The 18104-nt window shown below is 45.5% G+C and carries 10 protein-coding genes; 3 read left to right on the forward strand and 7 right to left on the reverse strand.

Translation table 11 applies throughout. The features are described from left to right. Positions 1-23: 23 nt before the first annotated feature. The 3 genes from J2T16_RS08175 (at position 24) to J2T16_RS08185 (ending at position 2653) form a co-directional block, all read left to right on the forward strand. Complete coding sequence (locus tag J2T16_RS08175; RefSeq protein WP_090920378.1) at positions 24-674, forward strand: nitroreductase family protein; 651 nt, start codon at positions 24-26, stop codon at positions 672-674. A gap of 122 nt (positions 675-796) precedes the next feature. Then, entirely contained in the window at positions 797-1093 is a 297-nt protein-coding gene (locus tag J2T16_RS08180; protein WP_090920375.1) for a putative quinol monooxygenase, read from the forward strand. 159 nt (positions 1094-1252) lie between these two features. After that, positions 1253-2653, forward strand: a complete 1401-nt coding sequence (locus J2T16_RS08185; RefSeq protein ID WP_336122283.1) for a prolyl oligopeptidase family serine peptidase — start codon at positions 1253-1255, stop codon at positions 2651-2653. Positions 2654-2719: 66 nt separating this feature from the next. On the opposite strand, the gene J2T16_RS08190 is transcribed toward J2T16_RS08185, so the two are convergent. The 7 genes from J2T16_RS08190 to J2T16_RS08220 form a co-directional block, all read right to left on the reverse strand. After that, a complete protein-coding gene (locus J2T16_RS08190; protein ID WP_499018100.1) occupies positions 2720-4075 on the reverse strand; it encodes an FAD-binding oxidoreductase in 1356 nt (451 codons plus the stop codon). A 174-nt stretch (positions 4076-4249) separates the two neighbouring features. Beyond that, complete coding sequence (locus J2T16_RS08195) at positions 4250-4768, reverse strand: MarR family winged helix-turn-helix transcriptional regulator (protein WP_154983069.1); 519 nt, start codon at positions 4766-4768, stop codon at positions 4250-4252. Positions 4769-4816: 48 nt separating this feature from the next. Further along, positions 4817-5626 carry an alpha/beta hydrolase gene (locus tag J2T16_RS08200; RefSeq protein ID WP_154983068.1) on the reverse strand — a complete coding sequence of 270 codons (810 nt, stop codon included), beginning with the start codon at positions 5624-5626 and terminating at the stop codon, positions 4817-4819. A gap of 338 nt (positions 5627-5964) precedes the next feature. Then, on the reverse strand, positions 5965-8310 hold the full coding sequence (locus J2T16_RS08205; RefSeq protein ID WP_499018101.1) for an S-layer homology domain-containing protein: 2346 nt from the start codon (positions 8308-8310) through the stop codon (positions 5965-5967). 165 nt (positions 8311-8475) lie between these two features. Next, positions 8476-9720 (reverse strand): macrolide family glycosyltransferase, encoded by a 1245-nt coding sequence (locus J2T16_RS08210; protein WP_499018102.1) that lies wholly within the window; start codon positions 9718-9720, stop codon positions 8476-8478. 33 nt (positions 9721-9753) lie between these two features. Beyond that, on the reverse strand, positions 9754-11058 hold the full coding sequence (locus tag J2T16_RS08215; protein ID WP_499018103.1) for a macrolide family glycosyltransferase: 1305 nt from the start codon (positions 11056-11058) through the stop codon (positions 9754-9756). Positions 11059-11101: 43 nt separating this feature from the next. Beyond that, positions 11102-18082, reverse strand: a complete 6981-nt coding sequence (locus J2T16_RS08220) for an amino acid adenylation domain-containing protein (RefSeq protein WP_499018104.1) — start codon at positions 18080-18082, stop codon at positions 11102-11104. Positions 18083-18104 lie beyond the last annotated feature (22 nt).

Raw genomic sequence — 18104 nt, forward strand, 5'->3', positions numbered from 1 at the left:
CCATATATAGAGGAGAGATTTCCATGTCTACAACACAAAGCAAATTCCAAAAAACAAATGATTTTAACGAAATTACGTACGGTCGTCGTTCCGTCAAATTGTATGATCCAGAAGTGAAAATCAGCCGTGAAGAAATGACTGAAATTTTGGCAGAAGCTTCTCGCGCTCCATCTTCCGTAAACATGCAACCTTGGCGTTTCCTTGTTGTTGATACACCTGAAGGCAAAGAAAAGCTCGCACCACTTGCAAAATTCAACCAAAATCAAGTGCTGACTTCTGCTGCTGTTATCGGTGTGTTTATTGATATGAAAAACGGTGAGTACTTGGAAGAGATTTTTGGTAAAGCTGTGGAGCATGGATTTATGCCAAAAGAAATCGCTGAACAACAAGTTAAAGTGGTTAAACCTTATTACGACAATATGCCTGCTTCCGATCTGCGTGACGTTAACCTGATCGATGCTGGTCTGGCTTCCATGCAATTGATGCTGGCTGCACGTGCCCACGGTTACGATACAAACCCAATTGGCGGATACGAAAAAGCTCAAATCGCTGAGACATTTGGCATGGATAAAGACCGTTATCAACCGGTTATGCTGATCTCGATTGGTAAATCTGCCAAAGAAGGTCACCCATCTTATCGTCTGCCTGTAGATACGATCACAACTTGGGCTTAAACGAGTACAACCGCTTTTATTATAAATTGCTCAATCTGCTTCTTAAGATGAAACACATAACGTTATTGTCTTGTATTGATTAAATCTATTTGTAAACATACAACTATCTGGAGGTCACAACTATGATTATCATTCATGCACATTTGCAAGTACAAGCCGCTCAAGAGCAAGCTTTCTTGGCTGCTGCCAAAGAACTGATCGCTGCGACACGTCAAGAGGAAGGCAACATCAGCTATGATCTGGTGAAAAGCACAGAACGTGAGCAAAGCTACACGATGATCGAGCTGTGGAAAGATGAGCCAGCAACCGCTGCTCACAACTCTAGTGCTCACTTCCTGGCCTTTGTTCAACAAGCTGCGGCATTCATGGCTGCACCAATGAACGTTGAAGTGTTTGCCGGCGAAGCTGTTAAACAATAATACAACTAAAAGGAACCGTTTGGATCTCACCTAGAGGTGATTTTCAAGCGGTTCTTTTGCATGTTAAACAGCAGGAAATGTTGCAATATTTCCCATGTTCCTCTTGAAATGGTACAATGATAAAGTCGACATACATAATATATTCGGAGGTATATGCTGATGAAGATGAAAAAAGGACTGCTTTCAGGTTTCCTGGCTCTGGCTTTAACTTCCACTCTCCTCGCATCCACAAATGTAAGCGCAAACAATTCTACCGAGTCACGCTCTCCTTTCTCCTACTCCCTCGTAACCAAAGGTTATGACTGGGGTCCCGGTGTTTACAAGATTATTCTGGATACAGGCGTAGCCATTCAAGGAAATACACTGACCAAAGACACGTTCAAGGTTCTTGCGGAACGTAATTATCCAATGATTAATTTTCAAACGCAGCAAAAGTATGATGGCTCAGACAGCAGTAGCAGAACGATCGAGAGAGCTTATCTTTCGGACAAAGACGGCAATAAAACCTCCCTCTCCGCAGGACAATATATTACGATTGAGATGAAAGTCCATCCCGATCTAATGACCGCAAGTCCGTTTATGTTTGATCTGCAATCGTTTACCAATAAGTATGTTGAGCTTCAATATACCATTGTTCAGCAAAAATCCCTTCAAGATACCATGGGCAATGCCGTTGAGCATTTGACCACAAGACCAGACACCCCGCATACCATGATCGAACAAGGTGTTGACGTGTTTGATACATCCGGCAAATTCAGTTACAAGGACTCCAAGTTCGGTCAGATTAATCTAACGTACGCTTCCTATATGCCGGAAACCAACAAGAAAAAACCACTGATCATCTGGCTTCATGGTGCCGGTGAAGGAGGTACGGATCCGCGAATTGCCCTGCTGGGTAATAAGGTGACCTCTTTAGCCGATGAATCGATCCAAAAGTATTTTGGAGATGCCGCTGTGTTGGTGCCCCAGACTCCAACCTTCTGGATGAATGACGGAACCGGGCAATATACCAAAGACGGAAAGAGTATGTATACGAAATCGTTAACTGCGTTGATCAAACAATATGTGAAACAGCATGCTACGGATATTGATACAAACCGAATCTACATTGGCGGGTGCTCCAATGGCGGATTTATGACTTTGAACATGCTACTTGCGAACCCGGATTACTTTGCAGCTGCTTATCCTTCCGCAGAAGCGTACGAGGATCGTTTGTTGAGCAAACAGGATATCGCCAAACTTAAAAATATTCCGATCTGGTTCACGGCGGCAGGAGCGGATCAGACGGTGGATACGTCCAAAACGTCAACAGCTACCTACAAACGCCTGATTGCTGCGGGAGCCAAAAATGCTCATTACTCCTATTTTGATAAGGTGCTGGATTTGAGTGGAGTATACACCAAAGGAAATGGCGATAACACGCCATACGAGTATAATGGACACTGGTCCTGGATTCCTGTTTTAAACAATGACATTTCCAAAGACTTCGATGGTAAGCCTGTGAAAATCAAAGGTAAAAGCGTAACACTTATGGAGTGGCTGGCTAACCAGAAAAAGTAACAGGCCAGGCATATCTACATCGCAGGAGCCGCACCAAGCGGCTCCTTTTCTATTCCTTTGATCTAACTACAGGCCACGTGCCGGAGTAATGCTTTGCGGGTTGTTGAACACATTTTGGGGATCGTATTTGGCTTTGACTCTGCGTAATCTCGCGTAGTTCGCCCCGTAGTACACCGGACCTGAGCGTTTGATGCCTTGATCCGGTACATTAATGTAGGAACCGACGATGTAGGGCTGTAATTTTTGGCGTGTGTTACGCACAATGGCAATATTTTTGGCCGCCTGGGACGGTTTCGTCCAGGAGCTGTTCCATTCCACATAGAACTTGGCTTTACGCCAGTAGAATGCTGTAGATGTAGGTGATTTACGACTGACAGCTCCGCCCCAGTTGAGGAAAAAGAAACCGGCGAATTCTCCTTCCACATTTTCCAGAAACGCTCGCATCGATTTGATTGCCCGATCCGGGAACGGCTTTCGTCCAAATCCGGAAGAAAATTGATTGCTGTATCTCTGAGTAAGCACAGGATCTGGAGGTAGAAGAAAAGTAACCGCCTCTGTATAAGGCACTGAACGTATGATCGTCTGGGATGGTGTGCCCGTGCTGGTCATCGGCTTTAACAAACGCAATGCCTCGGATTTAGAACCCAGAAACAAACCTTCCATACTGACATTGCCACCTTTTTTGGGACCGATAGACAGCTCACTCCCGAGCCGGGAATCAACGGAAGGCGCCCACTTTTGCCACACTTTGAGTACCTTCTCGAACTGAGCCCAAGGCCAGGTGATCCGATATACTGTCGCTCTGGCTGGTGCCCGGCGTACTTTGAATTTGTAACGGGTGTAGACTCCAAAGTTTCCTCCGCCACCACCTTGCGATGCCCAGAACAGATCTGCGTTACATTTTTTGTTCGCACGTATGATTTTCCCGTTTGCATCCACCATCTCGAATTCCAGCAGATTATCACTGATCAGACCGATCGTTCGTTGAAGAGGCCCGATCCCTCCCCCAAGCGTAATACCACCTATACCAACGGTTGGGCTATCCCCGAATGGAGCAATGAATCCCTGACGTGCGAGTGTATGTGCAATTCTGCCAACTCGGTTTCCCGCTCCCACAACGGCTGTTCCTGTTGTTTTGTTCAGCTTGATGGTGTTCAGATCACTGACATCAATGACAATCCCGCCGTTCACCTGTGACAGATTAACCTCAAGCGCATGTCTTCCACTTCGCGGACGAATCGGTACGTTGTTCTCACGAGCCCATTTGATGGCATTGGAGACATCTTTCGTTTTTTGAGCAAAAACGAAGACTTTAGGATACCTGTCGGTATGTGGGTCCCAGTTTTTACGTGCTGCCTCATACCCTGGATCCCCTTTAAAAATGACACGTCCGGTTAGTTTTGTTTTACTGTTGGTTTTCACATATCCCACTCCCTGCGTTTAGCATCGTTATACAGCATTTCTGCATTAGGCATCTTATACTCTATGAACGACATTCGCGGAGGGAATGGGCTGTAGAATGTCCTATACGCAAAAAAATTCCCTTAAAGCGTATAGACCGCTGTAAGGGAATTAATTTTCATTTCGTAATTTTCATCAACTATCCGGTTCGATTTTGATGAGTTTCCGCGGCTCTTGTTCTTTTTCACCATACCAGACAAGCACATCAGCGAACAGATCCATGATACGACTAAAGCTTTTTTTGTCGGCTTCCGTAATCTGATCTGCGAGCTTAAATATGTCATCAAAACAAAGCTCACGAACAAATGCGGTGTACTTCGTGTATACCTCTCGACCTTTGGCTGACGGTTTGACGTAAATATCTTTGCGGTTACCACTCAGATGATATTTTTCAAGTAGTCCTTTTTCAGTCAAATTCTTCACATTTTTAGAAAAGGTACTGCGGCTAACGCCCAAACGAGCAGCCATCTCGGACATCTTCTCTTCCTGATCCTCTGCTTCCAGAATGTATTCAAGTGTCTGAATCTGGGCTGCAGAGAATGTCATATCTGTTCCGTAGCTTCGTTGCAGCTTGTAGGTGTTCGAGTAAGCATTGCCGTATTTGATGATCTTCTCGACAAGCTCCCGATGGTCACCCATCCAATCTAATTTCATGCGTAATCCCTTTCGTCTTCGAATTCTCTCTCTATTACTCTACTGAAATCAGATTCGTTTTTCAATCCATGAGATCGCTTCTTCAATCACTTCATCCCGTGCTGTCTCATTAAATATTTCATGCATGAGATGTGCATAGATTTTCAGTGTTTTATCTGCCGAAGCGATATCTCCGTAAAAGTCACGGGAATCCTTTTCGCTAACCAGCCCATCATTCGCACCATGTAACACAAGCACCGGATCAACGAATTGCTTCGCATGTTCTTTCAGCCATTCTACTCCATACCCCAGACTGTTAAACAAATCTACAGAAATCTGCTTTTCTACCAGCGGGTCATTAGCGTAAGCGGATACAACCTCAGGAACACTGCATACTCCGCTTCCAAGTTCATTCGGGAAATACGTGCCTGCTGGCAGAGCCATCGGCAGTTCTCCAGCCACTTTCGTATTAAATCGAGTAAGCGCTCCTGATAATACGATACCTTTCACTTTTCCCGGATATTTCGTACCAAATGATGAAGAAGCAAAACCGCCCATACTATGTCCAATAATATACAGTGGCGTATCGCCGCTCTCCTCCAGTGCAACCTCCACTACAGAGTTGACATCATCAATCAGATGATGAAAATCACTATAAAATGTTCGTTGTCCTTCCGATCTTGCATGACCCCGATGGTCAAAACGATATACGTTGAATCCACGGCCGTTCAATTTTTCTGTCAAATAATCATAGCGGCTGGCATGCTCTGCCAATCCATGTACAATGACTATGGCGGCCTTCGCATTTTCAACTAAATTTTTGCTGAAATAAAGCTGTGTTCCGTCAAAGGATTTAAGTGTTGTTTCGATGCTGTTCATCGTGTATCCCATCCTTTTATTCATTTTTATATTCGTTATAAATAATATTGTTTCTTACAGAAACAATATATCACCCTTATGAAGCGTTTGTCCATGAATTTTTAAAGCGTTTACAATTAAATTTTTACGGAAGTGCATCTTCTTAAGGCATGTCACACTTTGTGCTCCTAAACGGTCAAAAAAGCCTCGTTCTTCTTCTTTTCCGCTTATAATTTCTGATGAACGTAACAACAGTAAAAAAAGGACAGGCACTGTTTAACAGTACCTGTCTTCTCTCTCTGTATTACTGCTTGTATTACTGTTTGTATTACTGCTCTGTATTTGTTCTGGTTCTATTACTACTCTATATCCAGTGTAAATCCAAGACTCGCATTTAACATGCGCAAAATCATAAGCAGTGATTCCGATCTTGTAGCATTGGCATTGGGTTTAAATAAACCTTCCGTAGTGCCCTTAACAATACCCATTTCAGATAAAGTGTTAATCTCGGCCTCGGCCCAATTCCCGGATACATCCTCGAACTTGGAACTTTTTACCCATTCAGTGTTGATTACTTTCGATAACATCGCCACAATCTCCGCTCGGGAAATCGACTGATTGGGTTTGAACGTTCCATCCTGATATCCTTGTACGATACCACTTGCTTTTAATATCGCAATGGCCTCTCCGCCCCAATGATTTTGAGTATCCTTAAAGTTGGAATTCGTTTCGGATTTTAAACCTAATGCCTGTACTAACATGGTCGCAAATTCTGCTCTCGTTACCACACCATTCGCACGGAATGATCCATCTGCATAACCTTTGATCATTCCCAGCTTTGTTCCGAGTTCAACAACTTTCGCCTCAGAGGCACCAGCCTCGATATCCTTAAAAGCTATGGCGGATGCGTTATTCGCTTTTTCTACCAACTCTTTCACGATATTTATGTTCACTTTTTCATTATAAAAAGCTTTTGGTGTTGGTGTAGACGTTGGTGGAACTGTCGTTGGTGGTGCTGGTGTAGATGTTGATGACGTTGGTTGCGAAGAAGGTGTTGACGTTGTTGGTGACTGGCCACTTGATGGTTGTGTTGGCACTGTTGGTTGGGTCGGTTCCGTGCGATCAATCGAAGTGATTTCTAATTGCTTCACCGCCTCATTGCCGGCTTGATCCTTCGCATAGATGCTTACCCATCCATTCTCGGTAACAACAAAATCAGCTTTTCCACCTACAAGGAACAACGCTGTACCTGCGCTTGCAAAGTACTCTTTGTCCTGTTTACCCGCAACATACTTCAACACTATAATCCCATTCTGTGGCTGTACGCTGGCTACAACTGTAACGTTCCCTTTTGTAGGTCCAGACGGATCAATGGTCGTTTGAATGGTCGGCCCCACTGTGGAGATATTATTCACTGTCACTGTCTCAACGCTCTTATTTCCAGCAACGTCTTGTGCATATACGGTATATGTTCCGTTTTCAGTAACATCAAAGTTAGTACCACTGAACACAGTGCCTCCTGAATTGAAATAGGATGCCTCGCGATCACCATCTGCCCATTTCAGCAGCGCAACACCGCTTTCGCCATCATAGACTGTTGCTGTAACGGTAACCGGCTGGTTCGTTGGAGCGGTGGAACTAACTTGAAGTTGAATAGTAGGTGATGTCCGTTCAATGTGAAATGCGTTCGAATGAAAGAATAATGTATTTTGATTGCTTTCAATGGCCTTGACATGTAAATACCAGGTACCTTCCTCAGCAGGCACTGCGACTTGCAAGGTCCCCTCAAAGGTTTCCCAACCCGTGGCATCCGGTTGATCTGGTGTCAGTGTCCATTTGTAACTTTTTTCTGCCTCAATGAGTGACTTTTCACTTAATTCTATGGTTTGAGCATTAGACCAGGTAGCCCCGTCTGGATAATATCCAACGGAGATCATCTTGCCATAAGTCAGTTTAAGCTTAGTCGGGTCGTTATTGTTAGCATTATTGTTATTATAAGTAGCTACAAAGTTTTCTGCATTCTCGTAACCGGAAATTAGAATGACCGGGTCATTATTGAGAAACCAGTCTGATTCAATTCCAATGGACCTTCCCGCAAAAACTACATTCTCTAATTCATTTGTCATAAAGGCATATTGTCCAATGCTGGTTACATTACTTGGAATGGTTACACTCTCAAGACGATTGTAACCAAATGCCAAAGAACCCAAACTTGTGACACTCTCGGGAATAATCACGCTGGTTAAAAAGTTATCCCTAAAAGTACTTGGCCCAATACTAGTTATGCCTTCCGGAATTGTCACACTAGTTAATTGGTTTTTGAAAAATGCATAATCGCCAATCGAAGTCACACGATATGGGATGATCACACTCCCTAGACTATTTTCTCTAAAGGCTTCTTTCCCTATGCTGATTACGCTTTCTGGAATGGTCACACTGGTTAAATTCTTTCTCATAAAAACCTGATTACCAATATGGGTCACTACTTGCGAATCCAGCGTGCCAGGAATATCAACGTTCACAGCACTCCCCGTATACCCTGTGATCGTCACGGTTCCATTCCCATTTACGGAATACACCCAGTCACCTGCTGTTGCTGCACTGACTTTCTGAATTCCTGACGTAAACCAACCTCCTCCCATGCTCAAGGCCAAAACTAACAGGCAGATGAACACCTTCTGTACTCTTCTGGAAAACGATCTCATGTATGAATTCCCCTCGCCCTGAATTGATGAGCATCCTCCACTTAATTACCATTAAATGTCGAAAACATGCGCACAAAACGAGTGTATGTGATGCAAGTCTCTTAATCAACTTAACTCTATATTAATTCTAGCTTAACAACGTTTGTTGGATGATAAGCCTGCATCTTATGTTTGTTCGACGAATTCCAAAATTCTACTCACGCCCTCCACCATACCTCCCGTTTCAAAAAAACTGCTCCCCAATCTCACCGCTTCAGCTCTCATCTTCTCACTTCTCATCGTTTCAAACGTCATGTCCTTTAGATCTGAAGCAGGCATGTTCATATCACGGCCATACACACCGACTCCCAATTCTTCCAATCTCGATGCAATTGCAAATTGATCAGCCCCTTGAGGGAACAGAATCATTGGCACGCCAAATGCAAGGGCTTCGGACACACTGTTATAACCGGCATGAGAGATAAAAACATCTGCCTTGCTTAAAATCTCCAACTGAGGAACAAATGCAGATACCGTCATATTTTCGGGAATGTCTCCCAAGGATGAAATATCAATCCTTTTCCCTACTGACATAATGATTTGAGCTTCGCTGTATCTGAAAGCTTCAATACATTTCAGGTAGAAATCCGGGCGATCTGTATAGATGGAGCCAAACGAAATGTAAATCAGGGGAAGCTCATGCTCCTGTTTTGTTCTTATCCTCATGGATTGAAGCATTTCAGAGCTAACATTAGGGAACTGTGGACCTATAAACACAAAACGGTCATCAAACACATCCGAATGTGGCTGGAATACTTTTGACGTATATACTAGATTTAATTCTTCATTCCCACTAAACGCATCTACCAGGCCAAAATCTTGAATATGATGCCTTTCAGCCAGTTCTCCCGCCAAACGGTTTAGTTCGCTAGCCGTCGTGTCTGCAAATGCGTAGCCTTCTTGGATTCTGAATACCTTGTGTATGAGAAAATGATGGTCTTTCTCCAAAAGCGCCTGATTGATCGCAAACGTTAGGACATAACAGGCCACTGGCACCTCAAGCAGTTCTGCAATCAGTTTGCCCCAATGAGCGTCACTGTCCCTGACAATGTAGTCCGGTTGCTCAGCCATAACTTCTGCCAAAATCGCATGAAGAACGGCCCTGCTTTTCTGGATCACTCCAGGAACTAGATGCTCCAGCATCGTCTGCGGATTACTCAAAAATAGGCCCGGATCATTGTCGTCCACAAACAACTCTCTCATATTCCCATAGCTTCGAAAATCCACATCATAATCGGCAAGCAACCCTCTATATTGTTCATCCGAATAATAAATCACGGTCTCTCCACGTGCCAGCAACTCTGCAACAAGGGGTAGTGTTGGTTTAACATGGCTGAAAAATGGAAGGCTAAATATCATTACCGTTGCCATAGCAGACTCCCTTCGTCATACGATTCACACGTATTACTCATTTGTATTACCTATCAGAACTCCTTCGTCAAGATACGCAAAAATACCGTCAACGCCCAGCTTCACTCCGCCTTCCGTACAGATCTCTTCCCCGACCCTCTTGCAGGACTCAGCATAAGCCTTATCATGGAGGATACGTTCCGTCATAAACGAAATATCTGAAGGTGTGCAGTGTTGGCTATCGCCGATGCTTCCTGCCCCCAATGCCTCAATCCGGCTGGACACAGCAAACTGATCCGCTGCTTGCGGGAACACCAGCATAGGCACTCCGTGGTAGAGTGCTTCATTGGTACTGTTATGACCTCCATGTGTAATGAACACATCCACATATTTGAGCAGTCTTCGCTGAGGAACATGGGATCGAACAGTAAAATGCTCGGGAAACTCTCCCAATTCTTCAAGAGAGATTCGCTGTCCTACAGACATGATTACGTTCCACCGATGTTCCTGGAATGCTTCGATACATTTTCGATAAAAAAGCAGACAGTCGTTATATACGGTTCCCATCGATATGTAGATTACAGGCAGATCCGGTTCAACATGCGGCAGGTCTCCGCCCTCTTGTTCCTCCTCACGAATCATCGGACCCAGAAACAGATAATCCGAACCAAACGACTCTATAAATGGCTGGAAAACCCGTGAAGTAAAAACAAGATTAAGGTCGTCCGCCCCGGAAAAGGCATCGATCGCCCTATATTCCACAGAATAGGGAAGAGAGAGTTGTGTCGTATATTCATTCAGATATTCGCTGAAACTGCCAGACTCGGGAAGCCACGCCATACGTCCTGTCGTATTTCCGAATACATTGGCAACAAAATAGTCATGATGAAGATCCATCATCGTTTCATTCAAAGCAATGGTAGTGATATAACAAATCACCGGAATATCAAGCATAGTGCCAATCATTTTCCCCCAATAAGATTCGCAGTCCCGAATAATGTAGTCTGGATCATCCTCCATCACCTGTTCAAGGAGTAAACGGACCATCTTCTGATGTTTATTCAGTTTATGTGGAACAAGCTGGTCCAACACTTTCAATGGGTCTGTCGTAAGAATAGGGATCTCTTCGTCCAACAGTGGAAGCACATCCCCGTAACTTCGACATATCACGCCTTCCATCTGTACATATTTCATATACGCATCTGTTGTATAGTAATAGACCTGTTCCCCTCGGTTGGCCAGTTCTTGAACCAACCTCACGGTAGGATTAACATGACCAAAATACGGAAAACTGAACACAACGGTTGTGCCCATTGCTGCACCGCCCTTTCGTACATCAAGTCTGAAATCTCCGAACATCGCAACATGTCCGGAGATTTCAAGAAAGTTTTATTGATTTGAGCTACTGCACCGTAATCATTCCTGCTGTCAGTTTCTTCTCCAGTTCTTCGGCACTCGTCTCGAATGGAAGAGCGATATGAACTTGCATGTTGCAACCGACATGTCTGACGTAGAAATAGATCCCATAATGATCAGCCGCTTCTGCAAAAGAAGGTCCCCCATCAGGTATGACGTTATCTTCTGGTTCCGCTTGTATAGCTCCAAAATAATTGAGCAGAATCCCCTTGCCTGTGCTTTGATCTTCCATATCAGTGAACCGGATCTGGTGAGCGGAAGTCGTTTGATTCAATGCTTGAATTTGCTGCAAGAGTTGCTCCGCTGGGGAATGGGTATCCAGCACCAATGGAATATAGTCCGTAAAATTACCGACAAGATGATAATAGGTATGCTCCCCATATCGTCTTCCACTGCTGACCAATTGTACAGGCAAATGCTGTAGTTCAAGATATTCCCGTCCAAAAACCGCTAGCAAACCGAGCACCTTCAGCCAGCCTTCCTCCGGGTTTCCTTCTGAAAGTTCCCATTCCAACGTGATCGATGTGCTCTTCTGGGCCGGGAACTCCGCGAGCTTGTTACTCATGCCTAGAAGAAGCTGACGATACGTTCCCAGTTCGAAGCGACGCTCCAGTTCCATAAAGCTGATTCCGATCGGCCCCTCCTCGATCCGTCGAAGGTAATCACGATATCGGACAGGATGTTTTTCCCCGTGCAACGTGGATGTCGCCCCTGTTAATACCTCAGCAATTAAACTGCAACTTAACCCGTCGGATAAAGCATGATGAGAAGAGTACACCAAAACTTTCGCTCCGGTTCTGCTGTTCTCAATGACTACCATTCGGTACAACAAACGGTCTGGTCCATCCTCTTCAAATCTGTCATAGTACAATTCCGAAACCAATTGTTCCATTACTGCTTCGGAGCAGGTTGACTCAAGTTTGACGTGTGGTACTTTAAATCCGGCAGGATGCTCCCGCAAGCTCCAACTTTTGGCCATAGTGCCATTGTACAAACACCTCATCATTTCCTGCTCCTGCACCAATCCATGAATGGCTTGATGGATATCCTCATATGTCTTGTCGGCAGGGAAATGCATAACAACACCAACGTTTTCTGCGCGTCCGAGATGTGTGGACTGGGAAGCGGTAAGAGGCAATATGGCCAATTCCACCTCTGCCGCCAATTGTCTTCTATATCCCTCTTGTTGGTCTGCAATGCTTGCGCGTGCAGCCATCAGTTGTTTCCGTTCCTTATCACCCAAAACCTGTTGCAATTGCTTCTGTTGTGAACCGAATGTCTTCGCTCCACCTGATATTCGTTCTGGTAAACCTTCCGATTGAAGCTGCTGATCATCTTCAGATGTAGTTTGAAGTAACCGTTTCCCTAGAGCAACAGGAGATTGATGAACTAACAAGTCTCTCACATCCAGAGCCACCCCCTGCTCTTTCAACAAAAAGCTGGCTTTCATTGCCGAGATAGAATCGCCACCCAGTTCGTGGAACAAGTCATCGGTTCCGATTCCATGAACATTCAAGACTTGTTCAAACACACGAACGATCGTTGCCTCCAGTTCATTCTCAGGCATACGGGATAGCTCCCCTGCCTCTTGCAACAGTTCCAAACGTTGAAGTGCACCATGATCTACCTTGCCATTTGACGTCACAGGGAGCCCGTCCAGCTTCACCAAGAATGATGGAAGCATATAATGAGGAAGAACAGTCGTAAGCTCGATCTTCAGTTCGCGCGATGCTGGTGCATGGTCACCCGTGTAATAGGCTACTAGTGAGTTTTCATTTTCCCACAGCCTAGGCAATACAACCGCTTCACGAACACCGGTTATTTGTAGCAGTCGTGCCTCAATCTCACTTGGTTCTACACGGTATCCTCTGATCTTAAGCTGATTGTCCATTCTGCCTTGGTATATCATCCTGCCATCTGGTAGCAGTTTGGCTAGATCTCCCGTGCGATACATCCGTTCAAACCCTGGCAGGTCTGAGGAGATGAACTGTCTCGCAGTTATTTCCGGCAGATTCAAATAACTCCGGGCAAGTCCAGTACCTGCGATGCATAGTTCTCCAGACACCCCGACAGGCAGTGGGTTCAGTTCCGCATCTACAACGCACAGTCTGCTATGAGGGATGGAGTATCCAATAGGCACAGATAACATATCGGCCTCTTGTTGATATTCCCATATCGCTGCACATACAGATGCTTCGGTTGGTCCATAAGCATTCACACAGCGCATATGCTGACTCCATGTCGACAGCATGGCCGATGACGGCTCTGAACCAGCTGTGATCATGAGGCGAAGACCAGGTAAATGCTCAGGTTGCAAACGTGCCATGTAAGGAGGCGGAAGCGTCATAACTGTAACATTCGCCTTTTCCACGTACCGCTCGAAGTGAACCGGATCAGCAATGGTCTCTGCTGATACTAAACACAGTGTTCCTCCGGTAGAAAATGCCATGGCAAACTCCCATATTGAAGCATCAAAAGAGCAAGAAGCAAATTGAAGAATGCGATCTTCGGACTGTATTCCGAGCGTAGAGATAAAGAGTGTCGAAAGATTAGCTAGTCCTGCATGTTCTAGCGCCACACCTTTAGGTCTGCCTGTAGTCCCTGAAGTATAGATAATATAAGCCAGATTGTTTCTTTGTGGTCTGTGCAATGCGTTGTTTGTGTTCACATCGGTAAATTGCATATCCTGAGGCAGATAAACAGGCATATGATATGCGGTATGCTGTGTATCTGCCTGATCCGTAATCATTAGCACTGCTCCGCTGTCCTGAAGCATGTATGATGTGCGATTCGCCGGAAATTCCGGATCGATTGGCAGATATACCCCTCCTGCCTTAAGTACCGCCAGAAACGCAATGACAAGTTCAAAGGAACGCTCCATTCTGACCGCTACGACATCTTCCAGGCCCAGGCCCCTTGAGCGAAGCCATTTAGCCCATAGTTCTGACTGTGTGTCCAGCTGTTCGTAAGTCATATATGAATCCCCAAACAACAAAGCTTCCTTGTGGGGAGATCGTTTGGCGTGCTGGGCAAACTGCTCCAGTAGAGTCAGGTCAGTTGCATCATATCGATTCTTACTGTTAAGTTCCTTCCATTGTTCATGCAAAAGCTCTTGGGGTAGCAGCGTCATCTGCGATACCAGTATCTGCGGATGTTCTATAACGGTCTGCATAATATGCATAAAATAGTCCACATAACGCAGTACGCTGTCCCTTTGGAAAAGACGGGTGCAGTACTCCAAGTCGAAATACAACACACCATCCCCGCCCTCAAACCCGGCTAAAGTAAGATCAAATTTGGACACAGTTTGCTCGAAGCCAACATGTGAGAAATGCAGTCCTCTAAAATCAAAACGATTCTCAGCCATATTTTGAAGGACAAACATCGTGTCGAACATCGGATTACGGCTGGGATCTGGCGTGTATCCCAAGTTCCGTGCCAAATCCTGATATTGTATCGCCTGATGCTCAAACGCACCCAGCGCCGTATGTTTTACCTGAGTCAGGAGCTCAGTGAAACGCAATTGAGGTAACACCTCGGCGCGGATGGGAACCACATTTACAAACATGCCCATCGTGTGTTCCAGATCGGCCTGTGTTCTGCCAGAGACTGGCGAACCAACGACCAGTTCCTTCTGTCCGGACAGCTTGGAGAGCATGGTCTGGTACATTGTCAGGAGCAACATGAATAACGTAACGCCATTTGCGGCAGCGAGCCTCTTCAGAGACGACGTGCGAGCTGCATCAACGGTAAAGTTAATTCTGCTACCCTCCAAACCTTTAAGCTTCGGTCTAGGGTGATCATATGGCAGACTCAACACGGGAACTCCGTTTTTGAACTGATCTGTCCAATACTGCCCCTGAGCCTGAAATGCACGATCCTCTTTCTGTTTATGTTGCCATACCGAGAAATCCTTGTAGTGAAGTGTGATCTCAGGTAATGAATCTCCATTGTAGATGCTCGCCAGTTCTGAGATGAATATGCCAATGGAGGCTCCGTCAGCTACGATATGATGAAGATCAATCAGAAGCAGATGTTTTCTCGGCCCCATCTTCGTTATTCCTGCTCGAAATAACGGCAGTCTTGCCAGATCAAATGGACGGATAAATTGTCTTATCGTTTCTTCAAGATCCGTTGAAGCCTGCTCAGAATACTCAAGTGAGACGACGTTCTCATCGTGTACTTCCTGAACAGGATCACCATTGATTGCATAAAAAGTCGTTCGAAGAATTTCGTGTCTCTTCGTCAGTTCCTCAAGTGCATACCGAAGTCGCTGATCGTCGAAATCCCCTTCGATAACAAGAGCCTCTGGCATGTTATAAGCGGTTGAATACGGATCATTACAGAACAGCGTGTACATCTGCTCTTGCGTAAAAGATAAAGGATAATGCACCCCCGGATTTGCAGGCGAAATTGCCGGACAAGCACTGATTTCTTTTAAAGTAATCACTTCCGCTAACGCCTTGACGGTCTGCTTTTCGAAAATATGATCTACACTGATCTCCACACGGAATTCTTTCTGAATTCTGGACATCAGCATCGTCGCTTTAAGGGAATGTCCTCCTGCAGTAAAAAAATTCTCATCTGCGGATACCCTCTTCAATCCAAGAACATCAGCAAATATCTCACATAACTTCTGTTCCGTTTCATTTTCCGGCTCTCGGAATTCAACATCCAGGTTGATACAATCCATGGAAGAGATCACCTTCTTGTCCAACTTTCCGTTTTCGGACAGCGGAAGCTGATGAAGTCGATAATAGCGCGCCGGAAGCATAAAGAAAGGCAACTCTCTTGCCATGTAATCACGTAATTCAACAGCCTTGATGTCGTCGGTTTGAAGATAAGCAATCAATCGGACAGGAATGCCTTCTTCTTCCTCACATACAACCGCTGCCGCTTGAACACCTGGGTAGCTCTGAAGACACTGTTCAATCTCGGGAAGCTCAATCCGATATCCTCTTAACTTCACCTGAGCATCCTTGCGCCCGAGACAACAGATCTCCCCCTCTTCCGTCCATTTGGCCAGATCTCCAGTCCGATATAGTCGCTCACCCGCAATAAACGGATTGGGTACAAAAGCTTGATCAGTAAGCTCAGGCTGGTTAAGATAACCGCGAGCCAGACCCGGACCCGACAAACAAAGTTCCCCAACGATTCCCGACGAAACAGGCTCGTTCCAATGATCGAGAATATATGCACGCATGTTCGATATCGGACGACCAATCGTCACCTTCTCTCCCTGTTCCACATCTCTTTTACAGAGAGCGACGATACTGGATTCAGTAGGACCATACTCGTTGTATATCTTCACATCCGGAAGCCGTTCTCTGCTTTCCTGAACCAGTGCAGGAGAGACACTCTCCCCTGCAAGCGTAATAAGGTGCACACACAGTTTGTCTTCCGGTTTAATCTGTTGCAAAAGCAGGCGGTACAACGAAGGCACACATATAAAATGAGTGATCTGATATACGATAAACAATTGCTTCAGACGTAGTGGATCTTTAACCTGAATTTCGGTAGCCATAAAAAGACTTGCTCCCGACACAAGCGGGGTCAAGAATCCCGTCATGAAGCCATCAAATGAATAGGAAAAGAGCTGGATCGTGTTGTCCTCTACTCCCAATGCGTACTCTTCTTTTCTCCATGCGATTGAATTGACCAGTCCTCCATGAGATACGACTACTCCTTTTGGATTCCCGGTTGTTCCCGAAGTATATATAATATAAGCGGGCAGTTCAGCCGTGATGGGAGCAAGGATCTCACCATCATTACTTGCTGCATCCAGGTCTCCACACGAAAGTAATCGTTCCACGTCTTGGAACAAAGAAAGACTAACATAACGGGCCTGTGTGAGCAGACGATTTACCCCGGCATCTTTCAGTATGAATCGAACTCGCTCTGCGGGCGTCTGCACATCTATTGGCAAAATACATGCCCCCGCCCTCCACACGGCTAAGATTGCAATGGCCGTCTCCAGGCTTCGGTCAAGGTAAAGTCCTACGATATCCCCTTGCTTTGTTCCGTCTTTAATCAATGCAGTAGCCCAGTGGTTTACTTTTTCCTCCAGCTCTGCATAACGTATCGAAGCATCCGATGTCACGATGGCTGTAGCCTCTGGTGTCTGCTGGACTTGCTCCGCAAACAAACCCATTACACTGGAACCATAGGTCCGGCGCGGCCCTGTTGCATATTCGTTCAACAATCGGTCGCGTTCTAGTCTAGCAAGCACCCCACTGGCCTCCACCGGACGATCCGGGTTCTCTATTAATTGTTCAACGATAACCCCGTACTGTTTCGCAAAACGCTCCAAATCAGCGGTGTTAAAGAAGCGGGTATTGCCGGCTAACACACCGCACAGCTTGTCCTGACTCCAATACATATGAAGCCGCATGCCCAGCGTCTCACTCTCTACATCTGTTACGTTGTACATCCCCTGAATGGAAAAACGAATATGTTGAAGAAAAGCGTAATCCCGGTCATGAACAACCTTCATATCGTCTACAAGGCGGTCCATCGAATAATCACTGTGTTTGACTGTCTCGATATATGTCGATTTAAGTTCATTTAGCCATTCCCGGAAAGTACAGCCTTTCGGGGAATGGTCGATGAGTGGAATCCAGTTTGGCTCCGGCGAACGTTCGCTTGTGTCTTGTATTCTGTTCACCGGGTAAGCAACGGTAAGCGAATCACTGCTGGTATGCTTGTGAAGAAGAGTCTTTAAAGCTGTCAGTAAAATCAAAAACAGAGCTTCTTTGGATTCCCCGCTCATGGTGCGCAACCGTTCGCTTACATTCTGTGCCAACTCAAACGGGTAGGATTGAACAGCGGACTTCTCATGCTGAGGTGTAAAGGATGACGTGAACAACGTTTCCTCCGTTTTGAGTGCCAGCATTTTTTTTACCCAGTGCTTCTTTTGCAATCTTAGTTCCTGTGCGGAAACAGCCTCTTTTTGCGACGTTCGATCCATGTCACTTCATCCCCCTGGTTGT

Source organism: Paenibacillus intestini (assembly GCF_030803945.1).
GTDB classification, from domain to species: Bacteria; Bacillota; Bacilli; order Paenibacillales; family Paenibacillaceae; genus Paenibacillus; species Paenibacillus polysaccharolyticus.

Excerpts from the sequence above, each read along its gene's own strand:
- J2T16_RS08175 (WP_090920378.1), top strand. The coding sequence starts at position 24 with ATGTCTACAACACAAAGCAAATTCCAAAAAACAAATGATTTTAACGAA.
- J2T16_RS08180 (WP_090920375.1), top strand. The coding sequence starts at position 797 with ATGATTATCATTCATGCACATTTGCAAGTACAAGCCGCTCAAGAGCAA.
- J2T16_RS08185 (WP_336122283.1), top strand. The coding sequence starts at position 1,253 with ATGAAGATGAAAAAAGGACTGCTTTCAGGTTTCCTGGCTCTGGCTTTA.
- J2T16_RS08195 (WP_154983069.1), bottom strand. The coding sequence starts at position 4,768 with ATGAAATTAGATTGGATGGGTGACCATCGGGAGCTTGTCGAGAAGATC.
- J2T16_RS08200 (WP_154983068.1), bottom strand. The coding sequence starts at position 5,626 with ATGAACAGCATCGAAACAACACTTAAATCCTTTGACGGAACACAGCTT.
- J2T16_RS08205 (WP_499018101.1), bottom strand. The coding sequence starts at position 8,310 with ATGAGATCGTTTTCCAGAAGAGTACAGAAGGTGTTCATCTGCCTGTTA.
- J2T16_RS08210 (WP_499018102.1), bottom strand. The coding sequence starts at position 9,720 with ATGGCAACGGTAATGATATTTAGCCTTCCATTTTTCAGCCATGTTAAA.
- J2T16_RS08215 (WP_499018103.1), bottom strand. The coding sequence starts at position 11,058 with ATGTTCGGAGATTTCAGACTTGATGTACGAAAGGGCGGTGCAGCAATG.
- J2T16_RS08220 (WP_499018104.1), bottom strand. The coding sequence starts at position 18,082 with ATGGATCGAACGTCGCAAAAAGAGGCTGTTTCCGCACAGGAACTAAGA.